Raw genomic sequence first — 15494 nt, 5'->3', positions numbered from 1 at the left:
GATTTTAGACAGCTCGTATGACATTTTTTTGAAGCAATCCGTCACATTTTACTTACATGTACATCCCACCGTTCACCGGGATTGTAGCCCCAGTAACGTATGCCGCACCGTCGGATGCAAGAAAAGCGACCACAGACGCGATCTCTTGAGCTTGTCCCAGACGACCCAGCGGAATCTGCGTCTGCAAGGCTTCACGCTGTGCTTCAGGCAGTTCGCGGGTCATATCGGTGTCGATAAACCCTGGGGTTACCGAGTTGACCGTAATCGAACGCGAACCGACTTCACGCGCCATTGCACGGCTGAAACCTTCCAGACCGGCCTTGGCGGCTGCATAGTTTACTTGGCCTGCGTTGCCCATGGCACCCACCACCGAGCCAATACTGATAATTCGACCCCAACGGGCTTTGGTCATGCCGCGCAGAACGCCCTTGGACAGGCGATACAGACTGTTCAGGTTGGTATCGATCACGTCGTACCATTCGTCATCTTTCATGCGCATCATCAGGTTATCGCGGGTGATGCCGGCATTATTGACCAAAATCGCCGGTGCACCGAACTGCTCCTGTATGGTCGCGATCACTTTGCTGACGGATTCGTCGCTGGTGACGTTGAGTTCCAGACCGGTACCCTGAATGCCGTGCTCTTTGAGCGTGGCGGCAATCGCCTCGGCACCCTTGGCGGAGGTTGCGGTACCCACAACGATGGCGCCCTGACGGCCCAGTTCCAGTGCGATAGCCTGGCCGATACCGCGGCTTGCACCGGTGACCAGTGCAACTTTACCTTGCAGACTCATGCAAGTTTCTCCTGATTCAGGCCTGCGCTGCACGAGCGGCAGCGAAAGCGTCTGGGGTATTGAGGTTGGAAGTCGAAACGCCTTCGGCGCAACGTTTGTTCAGACCAGCCAGTACTTTGCCCGGGCCACATTCGACCAGATTGGTCGCGCCCTTCGCGGCCAGAGTCTGTACGGACTCGACCCAGCGTACTGGCTTGTAGAGTTGTTCGAGCAGATCACGCTTGAGGGTTTCCAGATCGGCCGGCACTTGTGCGCTGACGTTCTGTACCACCGGGATCTGCGGCGCCTGCCAGTTAATGGCGGCTATGGACTCGGCAAAGCGCTCGGCAGCCGGACGCATCAGCTCGCAGTGCGACGGCACGCTCACCGGCAGCGGCAAGGCACGCTTGGCGCCACGCGCCTTGCAGCCCTCAATGGCGCGCTCGACGGCAGCCTTGGCACCGGCCACTACAACCTGGCCCGGGGAGTTGAAGTTGACGGCGCTGACCACTTCGCCCTGTGCCGCCTCAGCACAGGCCGCCAGCACGTCAGCATCTTCCAGACCCAGAATGGCAGCCATGCCGCCCTGCCCGGCCGGAACCGCTTCCTGCATCAGCTGGCCACGGCGCTCAACGAGCTTTACCGCATCAGCCAGACTCAGGCTGCCGGCAGCCACCAGCGCGCTGTATTCACCCAGGCTGTGACCGGCAACAAATGCCGGACGCACACCACCTTCAGCCAGCCACAGACGCCACAAGGCGATCGATGCGGTCAGAATGGCCGGTTGGGTTTTGTCGGTTTGATTAAGCAGCTCTTCCGGCCCCTGCTGGGTCAGTGCCCACAGGTCATAGCCCAGAGCAGCGGAGGCTTCTTGGAAAGTTTCGAGGATCAATGGATGTTGCGCGCCCAGCTCGGCCAGCATGCCGAGGGACTGCGAACCTTGTCCTGGAAAGACGAATGCGAGGGAAGCAGACATGTAACAAGCCCCTAATGATCTTGTCGTCGGAAAATGACGCCCCACTGGGGGACGCAAGAAACTGACAGTTGGATGGCCCTTTGAACCGGGCGGTCACATTTAAGCATTGTCCGACGAAAACGCCTAAGACAACAAATCCTCCAGACGCCCGTGAAGGCGCTCGGGCAGGTTCTCCTGAATCTCGATCAGCGCACGCTGAATCGCACTCTGAAAGCCCTGAACTCCCGCCGAACCGTGGCTTTTCACCACAATGCCCTGCAAGCCAAGGAAGCTTGCGCCATTGTGTCGCGCCGGTGCCAGATCTGCCTGCAAGCGCTTCATCAATGGCAGCGCCAAGGCACCGATTGCGCGCGAAGCCATGTTCTTTTTGAACAGCGCCTCAATGCGCGCAGCAATCATCGTGGCGAGGCCTTCGCTGGACTTGAGCAGAATGTTGCCGACAAACCCGTCGCACACCACCACATCCGCCTCACCGCGATACAGGCCGTCACCTTCGACGAAACCGATGTAGTTGATACCTCTGGCCGCCTGCAACAGCGTTGCCGCCAACTTGACCTGTTGATTGCCCTTGATGTCTTCGGTGCCGATGTTCAGCAACGCCACCCGAGGGCGAGCAATACCCAGCGTCTGCGCCGCCACCGAACCCATCACCGCAAACTGCAACAGATGCTCCGCACTGCAATCGACATTGGCGCCAAGATCAAGCAACTGGCAATAACCTTTCTGCGTCGGAATGGCGGCAACCATCGCGGGACGGTCGATACCCGGCAAGGTCTTCAGCACATAGCGCGACAGCGCCATCAACGCGCCGGTATTGCCGGCACTGACACAGGCTTGAGCCTTGCCATCACGCACCAATTCAAGGGCAACACGCATCGACGAGTCCGGCTTGCCACGCAGGGCTTGAGTCGGTTTTTCGTCCATGGTGATGACTTCGCTGGCCGCAACAATCGTCAGGCGCGCGCGATCGGCAGCCGATTGGCCATTGATCAATTCTTCAAGAAGGGAGGGTTGACCGACGAGGGTCAGATGCAGCGAGGGTGTAGCAGACAGGCAAGCAAGGCTGGCCTGAACAATGCTGCGGGGACCGAAGTCCCCGCCCATTGCGTCAATCGCGATGACTTGAGCAGACAAGTGATTACTCGTCAGCGCCCTTGTCGATCACTTTACGGCCACGGTATACGCCTTCTGGCGATACGTGGTGACGCAGGTGAATTTCACCAGTGGTTTTTTCTACAGACAGAGTGCTCGCCGTCAGGGCGTCGTGCGAACGACGCATGTCACGGGCAGAGCGGGATTTTTTGTTCTGCTGAACAGCCATAATTGATTAACTCCTAAACGTTTGGGTCACGCTTTAACTGCGCCAATACACTGAACGGGTTGGACCGCGTTACCTCGTCCTCGCTCGGTTCGGGCTCATCTGACCCCGCCGGCTGCTGGCATTCTTCCGGATGATGAGCAGGCACGATAGGCAAGGCAAGCAAAAGCTCCTCCTCGACCAGTGACTGCAGATCCAATGGATCTTCGCCCAGTTCCAGCACGTCATAACCTTTCGGTAACGACTGGGTATTCGCACCCTCCTTAACCACAGCGTAACTGCATTCGCTGTGGATCGGCAGGGTGACCAGCTCAAGACAACGCTGGCAAACCATTTTGACCTCGGTGTCGATAAAGCTGTGGATTACCACAGATTTACGTTCATCTCGTTCAAAAACGAATTTCGCCTGCACCGTACCGACAGTGTCGGAAAGCGGGTCGCAGAGTCTCTTCAAATCGGCCAGTAGCAGCTCACCTTGGATGGTGGTGCCACGATCAGCCAATTTGCGCGGGTCAACGTGAGGTGGAATCGGGTCATTCAACATAGGCGCAGCATTATAGGGATGCCCCCACCCATGTCAAAGGAAATTGTGCCCTGTCCGTCACTTGCGTGCCTCCGCTAGAATTCACATCTGCCTCAGGAGACGCAAATGCTGCCTTTATTACTTGCTTCAAGCTCGACTTATCGCCGGGAATTGCTCTCCCGCCTGCACCTGCCATTCGTCTGCAGCTCCCCAGATATCGATGAAAGCCACCGTCCCGGCGAACCAGCGATCGAGCTGGTCAAACGTCTTGCCGAACAGAAGGCCCGAGCATTGGCCGACAGCCACCCCGCTCATCTGATTATTGGCTCCGACCAGGTGGCCGTACTCGGCGCCCGGATCATCGGCAAGCCGCACACCTTCGACAAGGCCCGCGAGCAACTGATGGCCGCCAGCGGCGCCAGCGTGACTTTTCTCACCGGCCTAGCGCTGCTCAATAGCCAGACAGGGCAATGCCAGGTCGACTGCGTACCGTTCACCGTGCACATGCGCCAACTCGATCAGGCACGGGTCGAGCGTTACCTGCACATCGAGCAGCCTTACGACTGCGCGGGCAGCTTCAAGGCTGAAGGTCTGGGCGTGAGCCTGTTCCAGTCCACCGAAGGCCCTGACGCTACCAGCCTGATCGGTCTGCCGCTGATTCGCCTGATCGACATGCTGCTACTTGAAGGCGTACAGATTCCTTAAAGCAAAAAATCGCAGCCAGCGGCAGCTCTTACAGGGTTCGCGTCATCGCAAATAATGCGAATGAACATCGAACCTGCAGGCGCTGCCGCAGACTGCGATCTTTTGATCGCTACAACCAATTAACGCAACGATGGCCCGTGGAAGCCCATCCACATCGCCAACTGCTCGGCCACACTGGCGCCAAGTTTCTTCGAGAAGCGGTCAAACGGCGATTCCTGGACGGTGAAGTCCACCAACTCTTTCTCGCCGACCACATCACGCGCCACCGAACTGGCACTGCCCAGACCATCGATCAAGCCCAGCGGCAGCGCCTGCTCGCCAGACCAGACCAGCCCGGAGAACAGTTCCGGATGCTCTTTGTCCTTCAGGCGATCGCCACGGCCCTGCTTGACGCTGTTGATGAACTGCTTGTGCGTGGTGTCCAGCACACTTTGCCAGAACGCCGTTTCTTCAGGCTTCTGCGGCTGGAACGGATCAAGGAACGATTTGTGCTCGCCAGACGTGTACGTGCGACGCTCGACTCCCAGCTTCTCCATGGTGCCGACAAAGCCGTAACCGGCCGCCGTTACACCAATGGAGCCCACCAGACTCGCCTTGTCGGCGTAGATCTGATCCGCGGCGCTGGCGATGTAATACGCACCAGACGCACCGAGATCGGAAATCACCGCATACAGCTTGATCTCGGGGTGCAAGCCACGCAGACGCTTGATCTCGTCATACACATAACCGGACTGCACAGGACTACCGCCCGGACTGTTGATCCGCAGGATGACACCCTTGACCTTCTTGTCCTCGAACGCTGCGCGCAGGCTGCCGACAATGTTGTCGGCACTGGCCGGCTCTTTGTCGGCGATCACGCCAGTGACGTCGATCAGCGCGGTGTAGTTGGTGCTGCGAGTGGCGCTTTTTTCCATGTCCATCAGCGGCGTGAACAGAATCAGCGCGACAAACAGGTAAACAAATGTCAGCAGCTTGAAGAAAATCCCCCAACGCCGCGAACGACGTTGTTCCTGCACACCCGCCAGAAGGGTCTTTTCCAGCAGCTTCCAGCTCTTCTCGTCACCGTCGTCGGCACTTGCCTTGGCCGGTGCTTTCCATTCGTCGGTCATGCCATCCACCCCAGCAAAAACGTATTAAGCCTGCTGCGCCAGCCAGGCATGCAATTCGGAAAAACGGTCGATCGACAGACGCGGTTCGAACTGTTGCAACGATTCGATCGATTGCGCGCCATAACTGACAGCCACCGAATCCATCCCCGCGTTACGCGCCATCAGCAGATCGAAGGACGAATCCCCGACCATCAGCGCCTGTTCGGCACGCACACCGCAATGAGCAAGTATCTGCTCCAGCATCAGAGGGTGCGGCTTGCTCGCAGTTTCATCGGCCGCGCGGGTAATGTCGAAATACTCTTCCCAGCCATTGGCCTTGAGCACCCGATCCAGTCCGCGCCGATTCTTGCCGGTCGCGACAGCGAGGTGATAACCCTGCTCACGAAAGGACGCCATTGATTCGACGACCCCCTCAAACAGCGGCGAAGGCACAGCCTCTGCCGCAATGTAGTGATCAGCGTAATACTCACGAAACAAGGTCATTTCGGCGTCGCTGATTTCGGGATACAAGGTGCGGATCGCCTCGGGCAAGCCAAGACCGATGATGCCTTTGACGGCAAAATCATCACGCAATTCGAAACCGGAGCGCCCGGACGCCGAATGCATGGCCTCGACGATCCGATGAATGGAATCGGCCAGCGTGCCGTCCCAATCGAAAATCAGCAGTTTGTAATCAGATGGGCGCACTCAATCGCTCCACGGTCTTGGCCCACATTTCATCGACCGGCGCCTGCAGGGTCAGCTTGTCGCCATCCGGCAGCGGCACGGTCAGCATGTAAGCATGCAGGAACAGGCGCTTGCCGCCCAGATCGCGGATTTCCTTGGTGAAACCCTCGTCGCCATACTTACTGTCGCCAGCAATGCAATGCCCGGCATGCAGGGTGTGAACGCGAATCTGGTGGGTGCGACCGGTCACAGGCTTGGCTTCGACCATGGTCGCGAAGTCGCCAAAGCGGCGCAGCACCTTGAACAGGGTCAGGGCTTCTTTGCCTTCTTCATTGACTTCAACCATGCGCTCGCCGGAACGCAAGTTGCTCTTGAGCAATGGTGCGCTGACTTTCTTGATCGAGGTCGCCCAGTTGCCGCGCACCAGCGCCATGTAGCGCTTGTCGATGCCATCACCGCGTAACTGCTCGTGCAAGTGACGGAGCATGCTGCGCTTCTTGGCAATCATCAGCAGGCCGGAAGTGTCGCGGTCGAGACGGTGAACCAGCTCCAGCTCTTTGGTATCCGGACGCAACTGACGAAAGGCTTCGATCACACCGAAGTTCAAGCCGCTGCCACCGTGAACCGCAATGCCCGCAGGCTTGTTAATCACGATCAGGGCTTTGTCTTCGAAGACAATCGAGGCTTCCAGGCGCTGCAACAGGCCCTGCGCCAGAGGCACCGGCTCGTCACGCTCAGGCACGCGAACGGGCGGCACGCGCACGATATCACCGGCCTGCAGCTTGTATTCGGGCTTGATCCGACCTTTGTTCACACGCACTTCGCCTTTGCGCAAAATGCGGTAAATCAAAGTCTTGGGCACACCTTTGAGCCGGGCGAGGAGAAAATTGTCGATTCGTTGGCCGGCATACTCCGGCGAGACTTCAAGCAGTTGAACGCCTGGAGTCGAAGGGGCAGTAGTTGTCATGGCGCGGATGATAACAATTTTTATGGATTTGAAGCACTTAATCATTGCTGCTATAGTCGCGAACGCCGCCAAAAGCGGCCTGGACAGCGGCACCACGGTCAAAAACCGGCCCTGACCAACGCAATTCACCAGGACGCGAGGCCGTCCTACGGGGCTTTCGCTACGTAACGGTGGAGTTTGCAGTTGTAACAAGCGCAGGTGACATAAGGCCTGAATCACACCGCCGAGCAGAGTTTTTACTCGCCTGGCAGGCAAACATTCAAGGCCAGTTCACAAAGTGCAGTCAGCTGTGAATGACCCCGAGCGAAGGCTTCGGAAACAACGCCTAAATTAGCCATGATGCGTGACCTCCCCTTTCGGAGCTCACGGTAAATGCCAACCCGTTGCGGATTCTGCGCGCGGCAGCACCCGAATTATCAGGGATACGTGTAGGGTGGAGATGCACAACCGCTGGACTGTGTAGCATTAGGCTTTATCAAGACGCTTCATCTCGTCCACAGCCGCTGGTTGATTCCTCCTCCTGACTGAGTGCTTAAGTAGCCACAGCAAGCAGGACGCGTACGTCGCGGTCTCGGCCCAATTGGTCGCAATCGCTAGACACGGGAATGGCCAACCACTCCCGACGCACCTGACACCGACCATGAGAAGTCGTGTGTGCCGAACGCCGTTTCCGGCAGCCCGGAAACCGACGGTACTACATGAAAAGAATGCTGATTAACGCAACTCAACCCGAAGAGTTGCGTGTTGCACTGGTAGATGGTCAACGCCTCTACGACCTGGACATCGAATCCGGTGCACGCGAGCAGAAAAAAGCCAATATCTATAAAGGCAAGATCACTCGCATCGAACCAAGCCTTGAGGCTGCCTTTGTCGACTTCGGCTCTGAGCGCCACGGCTTCCTGCCCCTCAAAGAAATCTCCCGCGAATACTTCAAGAAAGCCCCTGAAGGCCGCGTCAACATCAAGGACGTCCTGAGCGAAGGCCAGGAAGTCATCGTTCAGGTCGAGAAAGAAGAACGTGGCAACAAGGGCGCAGCCCTGACCACCTTCATCAGCCTGGCCGGTCGTTACCTCGTACTGATGCCGAACAACCCGCGTGCCGGCGGTATCTCCCGTCGCATCGAAGGCGAAGAGCGCAACGAACTGCGTGAAGCGCTGAACGGTCTGGTTGCTCCAGCCGACATGGGTCTGATCGTGCGCACTGCCGGCCTTGGCCGCAGCAGCGAAGAAATGCAGTGGGACCTCGATTACCTGCTGCAACTCTGGACCGCCATCAAAGAAGCCTCGCTGGATCGCGCCGCGCCATTCCTGATCTACCAGGAAAGCAACGTGATCATCCGCGCTATCCGCGATTACTTGCGCCAGGACATCGGCGAAGTGCTGATTGACAGCGTTGAAGCCCAGGACGAAGCCCTGACCTTCATCCGCCAGGTGATGCCGCAGTACGCCAGCAAGATCAAGCTGTACGAAGACAGCGTCCCGCTGTTCAACCGTTTCCAGATCGAAAGCCAGATCGAGACCGCTTTCCAACGCGTCGTCGAACTGCCTTCCGGCGGCTCCATCGTTATCGATCCGACCGAAGCCCTGGTGTCTATCGACATCAACTCGGCCCGCGCCACCAAAGGCAGCGACATCGAAGAAACCGCCCTGCAGACCAACCTTGAAGCGGCTGAAGAAATCGCCCGTCAGTTGCGCCTGCGCGACATCGGCGGCCTGATCGTCATCGACTTCATCGACATGACCCCTGCCAAGAACCAGCGCGCCGTGGAAGAGAAAGTCCGCGAATGCCTGGAAGCCGACCGCGCTCGCGTGCAGATCGGCCGTATCTCGCGCTTCGGCCTGCTGGAAATGTCCCGTCAGCGCCTGCGTCCATCGCTGGGCGAAAGCAGCGGCATCGTTTGCCCGCGTTGCAACGGCACCGGCATCATCCGCGACGTTGAATCGCTGTCGCTGGCGATCCTGCGCCTGATCGAAGAAGAAGCACTGAAAGACCGCACCGCCGAAGTCCGCGCCCAGGTGCCGATCCCGGTTGCTGCGTTCCTGCTCAACGAAAAACGCAACTCGATCACCAAGATCGAACTGCGCACCCGTGCCCGCATCATCATTCTGCCGAACGATCACCTCGAAACGCCGCACTTCGAAGTTCAGCGTCTGCGTGATGACAGCCCGGAAGCCGCGACCAACCAGTCCAGCTACGAAATCGCTGCGGCCGCTGCCGAAGTCGAAGAAGTCCAGCCAGCCGCTGCGACCCGCACCCTGGTTCGCCAGGAAGCCGCGGTCAAGACTGCTCCGGCTCGCGCCAACGCTCCGGTTCCGACCGAAGTTGCAGCACCTGCCGCACCAGCGCCTGCTCCAGCTGCCATACCAGAACCAAGCCTGTTCAAAGGTCTGGTGAAGTCGCTGGTCAGCCTGTTCGCTACCAAGGAAGAGCCAGCCGCTCCGGTGGTGGTTGAAAAACCGGCCACCGAACGCCCGGCCCGTAACGAAGAGCGTCGCAACGGTCGTCAGCAGAGCCGCAACCGTAACGGTCGCCGCGATGAAGAACGCAAGCCGCGCGAAGAGCGTGCACCGCGTGAAGAGCGCGCCCCACGTGAGCCGCGTGAAGAGCGTCAGCCTCGTGAAGCCCGTGAAGTTCGCGAGCCTCGCGAAGCCCGCACCGAAGCGCCAGCCGCCCGCGAAGAACGCGCACCACGCGCCCCGCGTGAAGAGCGTGCACCACGCGCTCCACGTGAAGATCGCAAGCCACGTGGCGAGCGTGAGGAACGTGTTCGTGAACTGCGCGAGCCACTGGATGCCGCTCCAGCTGTAGCCGCAGCCGCTGCCGTGACCGCTGAAGAGCGTCCGGCCCGCCAGCCACGTGAAGAGCGCGCACCGCGTCCACCGCGTGAAGAACGTCAACCGCGCGCCGAGCAGGCCGCTGCTGCCGTTGCCGATGAAGAAGAAGTCATCAGCAACGAAGAGCAACTGCCGGAAGACGGTTCGGAGAGCGCCGAAGGCGATCGCCCACGTCGTCGCTCCCGCGGTCAGCGTCGTCGCAGCAACCGTCGTGAGCGTCAGCGTGATGCCAATGGCAACGTGATCGAAGGTTCGGAAGAGTCCGAGTCCGACGAAAACGCTGAAGGCCCAAGCACTGCCGATCTGGCCGCTGGCCTGGCCGTGACTACCGCCGTTGCCAGCAGCGTGATCAGCGCTCCGGCTGAAGCACAAGCTCACGAGCAAGCCGAACGTGCCACCGCCGCTACTCTGGAAACTGCTCCAGTAGAAGCACCGGTTGTTGAAGCCACCACTCCAGTGGAAGTGACAGCAGCTCCGGAAGTTGAAGTAGCACCGGTTCGCGAAACCCAGGCTCAGTTTGAAGCTTTTGCTGAACCTGCCGCCGAACCTGCACCAGTCGTCGAGGCGCCAGTCGTCGCTGCAGAGCCGGTTGTCGAAACCGTCGCTGAAACCGTGACCGAAACCGTGCGTGAAGTTCGCGAAGAGCAGACTGCATTCAACTGGGTAGCTGAGCCTGCCGCCGCTGAAACACCAGCGCCTGCATACGAAGCACCAGTGGTTGAAGAAGCCAAGGTTGCCGAACCGGCTCCAGCGCCAATCGTTGAAGCGCCAGTCGTCGAGGCTCCAGTGGCTGCCGAAGCACCAGCCCCAGTGGTTGAAACTGCACCGGTCAGCGCGCTGACACCAAGCGGCCGCGCGCCGAACGACCCGCGTGAAGTGCGTCGTCGCAAGCGTGAAGAAGAGCGTCTGGCGAAGGAAGCCGAGCTGGCAGCAGCTTCTGCTCCGGTTGTTGCCGAGCCAGTGGTTGCTGAAGTGATTGAGGCAGCTCCTGCCCCGACTGCCGAAGAAGCTACCGTTGAATCGGTAATCGCTGAAGCGCCACGCTCCGTTCAGGACGCGGCACAGCAACACGAAGAGGCCCAGGAAAAAGAACACGAGCCTAAACCACTCGTCTGATTCCGTAAGCCACTAAAAAGCCCCGCCTGAGCAATCAGGCGGGGCTTTTTTATGCGGTCTTTTGACTTTGCTGTTACTTAAATACCAAAGCTTCAGGAACGTCGATATCCCACAACACCCCTGGATCATCTACCAACACTTCCACCACCCTTCCCTGCTTGAACAAAGGCCTGGCTCCGCGATCACCGCTCAACGCCAGCAACCCCGAGCCAAACGAACGCCCAAACCCTACAGGATGCCCAAACTCGCCATCCTGCACCGGCACACTCACCGCATCGTCCACCATCGCCGCCATCACCCGCTCGATACTCGACGGCAAGATAAACGGCATATCTCCCAGCACGATCAGCCAGCCATCAACATCCGGACACGCCGCCACGCCTGCGGCAATGCTGTCGCCCATGCCGGTCGACTCGATCGAGACCACTTCACAGCCATAAGCCTGCGCCATGCGCATCGCCTGCGGTCGCGCTTCAGTCGTCACCAGCACGCGCTTGTCGAGACTGGCCGGCAGGTTCACCAGCACGTGCTCGATCACCGAACGCACGGCGCCATCACGACCAGCGCAGTCGGCCAGCAACTTGTCCTTGTCCGCGCCCGCCACCTGGCGAAAGCGGCTGCCCTCGCCTGCTGCCAACACGATCACTGCGATGGAGCGACTCATGCGCCCTCCACTGGCTTCTTCTGTTTCAACTCGACCCCGTTCTTGATCGCCACGATCTCCGCGAGCAAGGACAAGGCAATTTCCGCCGGCGAGTGACTGCCGATGTGCAGACCGATCGGCCCATGCAAACGCTTGATCGCGTCGACTGACAAGCCTAGCTGAGCGAGATTCTCCCGGCGTTTCTGACTGTTGACCCGCGAACCCAGTGCGCCGACATAAAAGGCCGGCGAATCGAGCGCAGTGAGCAACGCCATGTCGTCCAGCCGCGGATCGTGGGTCAGCGCGACAATCGCCGTGCGCTCGTCGGTCTGGATGTTCAGCACCGCATCATCCGGCATACCCGGAACGAAACGACCATGCTGTTCTTCCCAGCCGTAGACGAACTCGGTGCGCGGATCGCAGATCAGCACCTCGAAATCCAGCAGTCGCGCCATGTCCGCCACATACCGCGACAACTGGCCGGCGCCGATCAACAGCAGACGCCAGCGCGGACCGTAAATCGCGCGCAGGGTTTTGCCATCGAACTCCAGCGCGTCGGATTTGCTCGCGGGCGTCAATACCACTTCACCCGTTTCAATGTTCAACTCACGGGCAACGATCTCGTGGGCCTCACATCGCGCAAGCAGTTCGGCGACCCACGCCGGGTCGCCGACCCGCTCTTCTGTCAGGCGCAACGTGCCGCCACACGGCAAACCGAACCGCGCCGCCTCTTCACGCGTGACGCCATAGGTGATCAGTTGCACCGGCGGCCCGTCGGTGGCAATGCGCCCGTCGTGCAGCCGGGCGATCAAGTCATCCTCGACACAGCCGCCGGACACCGAGCCAATTACCACGCCGTCCTCGCGCAAGGCGAGCATGGCGCCGGGCGACCGCGGCGCCGTGCCCCAGGTCTGCACCACGCTGAACAGCACCACCCGCTGACCGGCGCGGCGCCATTCAAGCACGCTGCGCAGGACATTCAGATCAACGCTGTCCATCAGGCCTCTGCCTTCTGCCAGCCCTGCAACTGATAACGCACAGGCAGGTTGCGGATGCGTTTGCCGGTAGCGGCGAAGATCGCATTGCACAGTGCCGGCGCAATCGGCGGTACGCCCGGCTCACCGACGCCGCCCAACGGCACATCGCCCGGTGGCGTGACCAGATGCACGGCAACTTCCTTCGGCGCCAGCGACATGCGCGCCACTTCGTACATATGGAAATTGTCCTGCTGAACCTTGCCGTCCTTGAAGCTGATTTCACCCAGCACGGCGTTACCCAGGCCCATCACGCAAGCGCCCTCGAACTGCGAGCGAATACGTTCAGGATTGATCTGCGGCCCGCAATCCACGGCGATGTCGGCCTTGTGCACGATCAGCGTGCCATCGTCCTTGACCTCGACTTCAATCACCGCCGCCACGTAAGTGACGAAGCTGTAATGCACCGCCAGCCCCAGGCCACGACCCTTTGGCAGTTGACGACCCCAACCGGCTGCCTTGGCCGCGGTTTCGAGCACGGCGCGCATACGACCGGTGTCGATCGGATAACGCTCAGGGGATTCGCCGTAGTTCCACTCTTCACTCAAGGTGCGCGGATCGATTTGACGGTCCGGGCCAAGCAGCTTGATCTGATATTTGAGCGGATCCACACCGGCCCTGTGTGCCAGTTCATCGACGAAACTCTGGATCGCGAAACCATGAGGAATGTTCGACACCGAGCGATACCAGCCGACCCGTGTGTGCACCCTCGCTTCCGGGTTTTCCAGACGCACATTGGGAATGGCGTAGGCCATGTTGGTGAAGCCCATGCCCAGTTCGAACGCGGCTTCGTGGTTCATGCCCGGCGCAAACAGCGCGGTGATGCTCGGCGCCACGGTGCGATGCAACCAGCCGGACGGCATGCCGTCCTTGCCCACGCCCGCCTTCAGGTATTCGGCGGACACGGTATGGAAATACGAGTTGTGCACGTCGTCCTCGCGCGTCCACTGCACCCGCACGGCCTTGCCAGGAAACTCCTTGGCGAGGATCGCCGCTTCAATGACGAAGTCCGGTTTCGACTTGCGCCCGAAACCGCCACCCAGCAGCGTCACATTGACTGTGACGTTATCGAATGGCAGCCCCAGGCGCTCAGCGATGCGTTCACGCGTCACCTGCGGTGCCTGGCTCGGCGCCCATGCCTCGCAAACGCCGTTGTTGAAACGGGCGATGGCCACCATCGGCTCCATCGGTGCCTGCGCCAGATGCGGCAAATAATAAGAAGCTTCCAGGCTGCTGGCAGCACTGCTCAGCGCCTTGTCGATATCGCCGGTGTTGCGCACCACTTTGCCGGGCTTCAGCGACGCGGCTTCCAGTTCCTTGCGATAAGCGATCGAGTCGTAACTGGCGTTCGGGCCATCGTCCCATTCGATCTTCAGCGCCTCGCGACCCTTGATTGCCGCCCAGGTGTTGCTGGCAACCACGGCCACCCCGCCCAACGGTTGAAACTCCGAAGGCAATGGGCGGCCTTCGATTTGAATGACTTTTATCACGCCGGGCACTTTCAGCGCCGCGCTGTCATCCACGGATTTGACCTTGCCGCCGTACACCGCCGGACGGGCGATGGTCGCGTACAGCATGCCGTCGAAATGCACGTCGGCGCCGTACACCGCACGGCCTTTGACGATGTCGTCACCGTCGATGGCTTTGGTGCCTTCCTTGCCGATGTAGCGAAATTCCGACGGCTGCTTGAGGCGCAGACTGTCGCGCGCCGGTACCGCCAACGCACTGGCTGCAGCGGCGAGCTCGCCATAACCCAGCTCACGCCCGGACGGCTTGTGAATGACTTTGTGCAATTGCGCATGGCATTCGCCCACCGGCACCTTCCATTGCGCTGCCGCCGCTTGCTCAAGCATCGTACGGGCTGCCGCGCCGCAACGGCGCATCGGCTCGTACCAGTGACGCATGCTGCGCGAACCGTCGGTGTCCTGATTGCCGAAACGCACTTCATCGCCAGGCGCCTGCTGCACTTTGACGTGCGCCCAATCAGCTTCCAGTTCGTCGGCGACAACCATGGTCAGACTGGTGCGCACGCCCTGGCCCATCTCGGACCGGTTACACACAACAGTCACCGTGCCGTCGGTGGCGATGCTGACGTAGACCTTCGGATCGTCGATCCAGCCGTTGGGCATGCCATCGGCACCGAACTGTTTCGGCTTGTCTTCGGCGAACGCATCCTGCCAACCCCAGCTCGCCGCCAGCACCAATGCACCGGTGGCGGTTGCGCCTTTAAGGAAGCCACGGCGACTGAGATTGCTCAGGGCGAAATCATTCGGCAGGCGACTCATGCCTTGGCCTCCTTCAGGTGGGTGGAAGCCTGGCGGATCGCGGTTTTGATCCGGTTATAGGTGCCGCAGCGGCAAATGTTGCCGACCATGGCTTCTTCGATCTGCTCGTCGCTCGGGTCGGGATTGGTCTTGAGCAAAGCGGTGGCCGACATGATCTGCCCGCCCTGACAAAAACCGCACTGGGCCACGGCGCTGTCGAGCCAGGCTTGCTGGACGACTTGCCCGACAGGGTCGGCGTGCAGGTTGTCGATAGTAGTGACGTTCTGGCCGACTACCGAGCCGATCGGCGTGATGCAACTGCGCGCCGGCAAACCATCGATATGAATGGTGCAAGCGCCGCAAAGGCCCATGCCGCAACCGAATTTGGTGCCGTTGTAACCGGCGACATCACGAATCGCCCACAACAGCGGCATGTCTTCGGTGACATCGAGTGAATGGTCTTGGCCATTGAGTTTCAGGGTAATCATGGGCACGCCCGCATATTTTTGGAGGTTATGGGGTCGAGCAATCTGCCGCCGGAAAGTCAGCGGTGGGTTCGCGCAGATC

At 59.9% G+C, this 15494-nt stretch carries 14 protein-coding genes; 2 read left to right on the top strand and 12 right to left on the bottom strand.

The genetic code is table 11. The features are described 5' to 3' along the window. Nucleotides 1-52: 52 nt before the first annotated feature. From fabG to AB4P92_RS24085, 5 genes are all read right to left on the bottom strand, one after another. Complete coding sequence (gene fabG, locus AB4P92_RS24105) at nucleotides 53-793, bottom strand: 3-oxoacyl-ACP reductase FabG (protein WP_042560433.1); 741 nt, start codon at nucleotides 791-793, stop codon at nucleotides 53-55. Nucleotides 794-809: 16 nt separating this feature from the next. After that, nucleotides 810-1748 carry an ACP S-malonyltransferase gene (fabD, locus tag AB4P92_RS24100; RefSeq protein ID WP_395598264.1) on the bottom strand — a complete coding sequence of 313 codons (939 nt, stop codon included), beginning with the start codon at nucleotides 1746-1748 and terminating at the stop codon, nucleotides 810-812. 123 nt (nucleotides 1749-1871) lie between these two features. After that, the gene (plsX, locus tag AB4P92_RS24095; protein WP_080896053.1) at nucleotides 1872-2882 is read right to left on the bottom strand and encodes a phosphate acyltransferase PlsX; all 1011 of its coding nucleotides are present in this window, start codon (nucleotides 2880-2882) and stop codon (nucleotides 1872-1874) included. 4 nt (nucleotides 2883-2886) lie between these two features. Continuing rightward, nucleotides 2887-3069, bottom strand: coding sequence for a 50S ribosomal protein L32 (gene rpmF / locus AB4P92_RS24090; RefSeq protein ID WP_008152339.1), 183 nt, complete (start codon nucleotides 3067-3069; stop codon nucleotides 2887-2889). 13 nt (nucleotides 3070-3082) lie between these two features. Beyond that, a complete protein-coding gene (locus AB4P92_RS24085; protein WP_042560436.1) occupies nucleotides 3083-3610 on the bottom strand; it encodes a YceD family protein in 528 nt (175 codons plus the stop codon). A 105-nt stretch (nucleotides 3611-3715) separates the two neighbouring features. On the opposite strand from AB4P92_RS24085, the gene AB4P92_RS24080 reads away from it, so the two are divergent. After that, the gene (locus tag AB4P92_RS24080) at nucleotides 3716-4294 is read left to right on the top strand and encodes a Maf family protein (RefSeq protein WP_395598263.1); all 579 of its coding nucleotides are present in this window, start codon (nucleotides 3716-3718) and stop codon (nucleotides 4292-4294) included. A 119-nt stretch (nucleotides 4295-4413) separates the two neighbouring features. Here the strand turns inward: AB4P92_RS24080 and sppA are convergent, their stop codons facing one another. From sppA to rluC, 3 genes are read right to left on the bottom strand one after another with little or no spacing between them, the layout of a single operon-like run. Next, entirely contained in the window at nucleotides 4414-5403 is a 990-nt protein-coding gene (gene sppA, locus AB4P92_RS24075; protein WP_210622805.1) for a signal peptide peptidase SppA, read from the bottom strand. A gap of 24 nt (nucleotides 5404-5427) precedes the next feature. Further along, a complete protein-coding gene (locus AB4P92_RS24070) occupies nucleotides 5428-6090 on the bottom strand; it encodes an HAD-IA family hydrolase (protein WP_201231019.1) in 663 nt (220 codons plus the stop codon). After that, a complete protein-coding gene (rluC, locus tag AB4P92_RS24065) occupies nucleotides 6077-7036 on the bottom strand; it encodes a 23S rRNA pseudouridine(955/2504/2580) synthase RluC (protein WP_047302596.1) in 960 nt (319 codons plus the stop codon). The genes AB4P92_RS24070 and rluC overlap by 14 nt, the downstream gene beginning before the upstream one ends. 698 nt (nucleotides 7037-7734) lie before the next feature. Between rluC and rne the strand changes: the two genes are divergently transcribed. Next, the gene (gene rne / locus AB4P92_RS24060) at nucleotides 7735-10986 is read left to right on the top strand and encodes a ribonuclease E (RefSeq protein ID WP_261736500.1); all 3252 of its coding nucleotides are present in this window, start codon (nucleotides 7735-7737) and stop codon (nucleotides 10984-10986) included. A 73-nt stretch (nucleotides 10987-11059) separates the two neighbouring features. Here the strand turns inward: rne and AB4P92_RS24055 are convergent, their stop codons facing one another. From AB4P92_RS24055 to AB4P92_RS24040, 4 genes are read right to left on the bottom strand one after another with little or no spacing between them, the layout of a single operon-like run. After that, on the bottom strand, nucleotides 11060-11650 hold the full coding sequence (locus AB4P92_RS24055; protein ID WP_395598262.1) for a nucleotidyltransferase family protein: 591 nt from the start codon (nucleotides 11648-11650) through the stop codon (nucleotides 11060-11062). Continuing rightward, nucleotides 11647-12627 carry an XdhC family protein gene (locus AB4P92_RS24050; protein ID WP_395598261.1) on the bottom strand — a complete coding sequence of 327 codons (981 nt, stop codon included), beginning with the start codon at nucleotides 12625-12627 and terminating at the stop codon, nucleotides 11647-11649. Before AB4P92_RS24050 ends, AB4P92_RS24055 begins: the two co-directional genes overlap by 4 nt. Beyond that, nucleotides 12627-14948 carry a molybdopterin cofactor-binding domain-containing protein gene (locus AB4P92_RS24045; protein ID WP_395598260.1) on the bottom strand — a complete coding sequence of 774 codons (2322 nt, stop codon included), beginning with the start codon at nucleotides 14946-14948 and terminating at the stop codon, nucleotides 12627-12629. Before AB4P92_RS24045 ends, AB4P92_RS24050 begins: the two co-directional genes overlap by 1 nt. Further along, nucleotides 14945-15415 carry a (2Fe-2S)-binding protein gene (locus AB4P92_RS24040; RefSeq protein ID WP_096794874.1) on the bottom strand — a complete coding sequence of 157 codons (471 nt, stop codon included), beginning with the start codon at nucleotides 15413-15415 and terminating at the stop codon, nucleotides 14945-14947. The genes AB4P92_RS24045 and AB4P92_RS24040 overlap by 4 nt, the downstream gene beginning before the upstream one ends. Nucleotides 15416-15494: the final 79 nt, after the last annotated feature.

This window comes from Pseudomonas sp. A0308, from assembly GCF_044218815.1.
GTDB classification, from domain to species: Bacteria; Pseudomonadota; Gammaproteobacteria; order Pseudomonadales; family Pseudomonadaceae; genus Aquipseudomonas; species Aquipseudomonas iridis.
This window is presented reverse-complemented; position numbering and strand designations above follow the sequence as displayed.

What these genes read in the sequence shown, in the direction of transcription:
- sppA (WP_210622805.1), bottom strand. Translation starts at nt 5,403, where the DNA reads ATGACCGACGAATGGAAAGCACCGGCCAAGGCAAGTGCCGACGACGGT.
- rpmF (WP_008152339.1), bottom strand. Translation starts at nt 3,069, where the DNA reads ATGGCTGTTCAGCAGAACAAAAAATCCCGCTCTGCCCGTGACATGCGT.
- AB4P92_RS24050 (WP_395598261.1), bottom strand. Translation starts at nt 12,627, where the DNA reads ATGGACAGCGTTGATCTGAATGTCCTGCGCAGCGTGCTTGAATGGCGC.
- AB4P92_RS24085 (WP_042560436.1), bottom strand. Translation starts at nt 3,610, where the DNA reads ATGTTGAATGACCCGATTCCACCTCACGTTGACCCGCGCAAATTGGCT.
- AB4P92_RS24040 (WP_096794874.1), bottom strand. Translation starts at nt 15,415, where the DNA reads ATGATTACCCTGAAACTCAATGGCCAAGACCATTCACTCGATGTCACC.
- AB4P92_RS24080 (WP_395598263.1), top strand. Translation starts at nt 3,716, where the DNA reads ATGCTGCCTTTATTACTTGCTTCAAGCTCGACTTATCGCCGGGAATTG.
- fabD (WP_395598264.1), bottom strand. Translation starts at nt 1,748, where the DNA reads ATGTCTGCTTCCCTCGCATTCGTCTTTCCAGGACAAGGTTCGCAGTCC.
- rne (WP_261736500.1), top strand. Translation starts at nt 7,735, where the DNA reads ATGAAAAGAATGCTGATTAACGCAACTCAACCCGAAGAGTTGCGTGTT.
- rluC (WP_047302596.1), bottom strand. Translation starts at nt 7,036, where the DNA reads ATGACAACTACTGCCCCTTCGACTCCAGGCGTTCAACTGCTTGAAGTC.
- AB4P92_RS24045 (WP_395598260.1), bottom strand. Translation starts at nt 14,948, where the DNA reads ATGAGTCGCCTGCCGAATGATTTCGCCCTGAGCAATCTCAGTCGCCGT.
- fabG (WP_042560433.1), bottom strand. Translation starts at nt 793, where the DNA reads ATGAGTCTGCAAGGTAAAGTTGCACTGGTCACCGGTGCAAGCCGCGGT.
- AB4P92_RS24055 (WP_395598262.1), bottom strand. Translation starts at nt 11,650, where the DNA reads ATGAGTCGCTCCATCGCAGTGATCGTGTTGGCAGCAGGCGAGGGCAGC.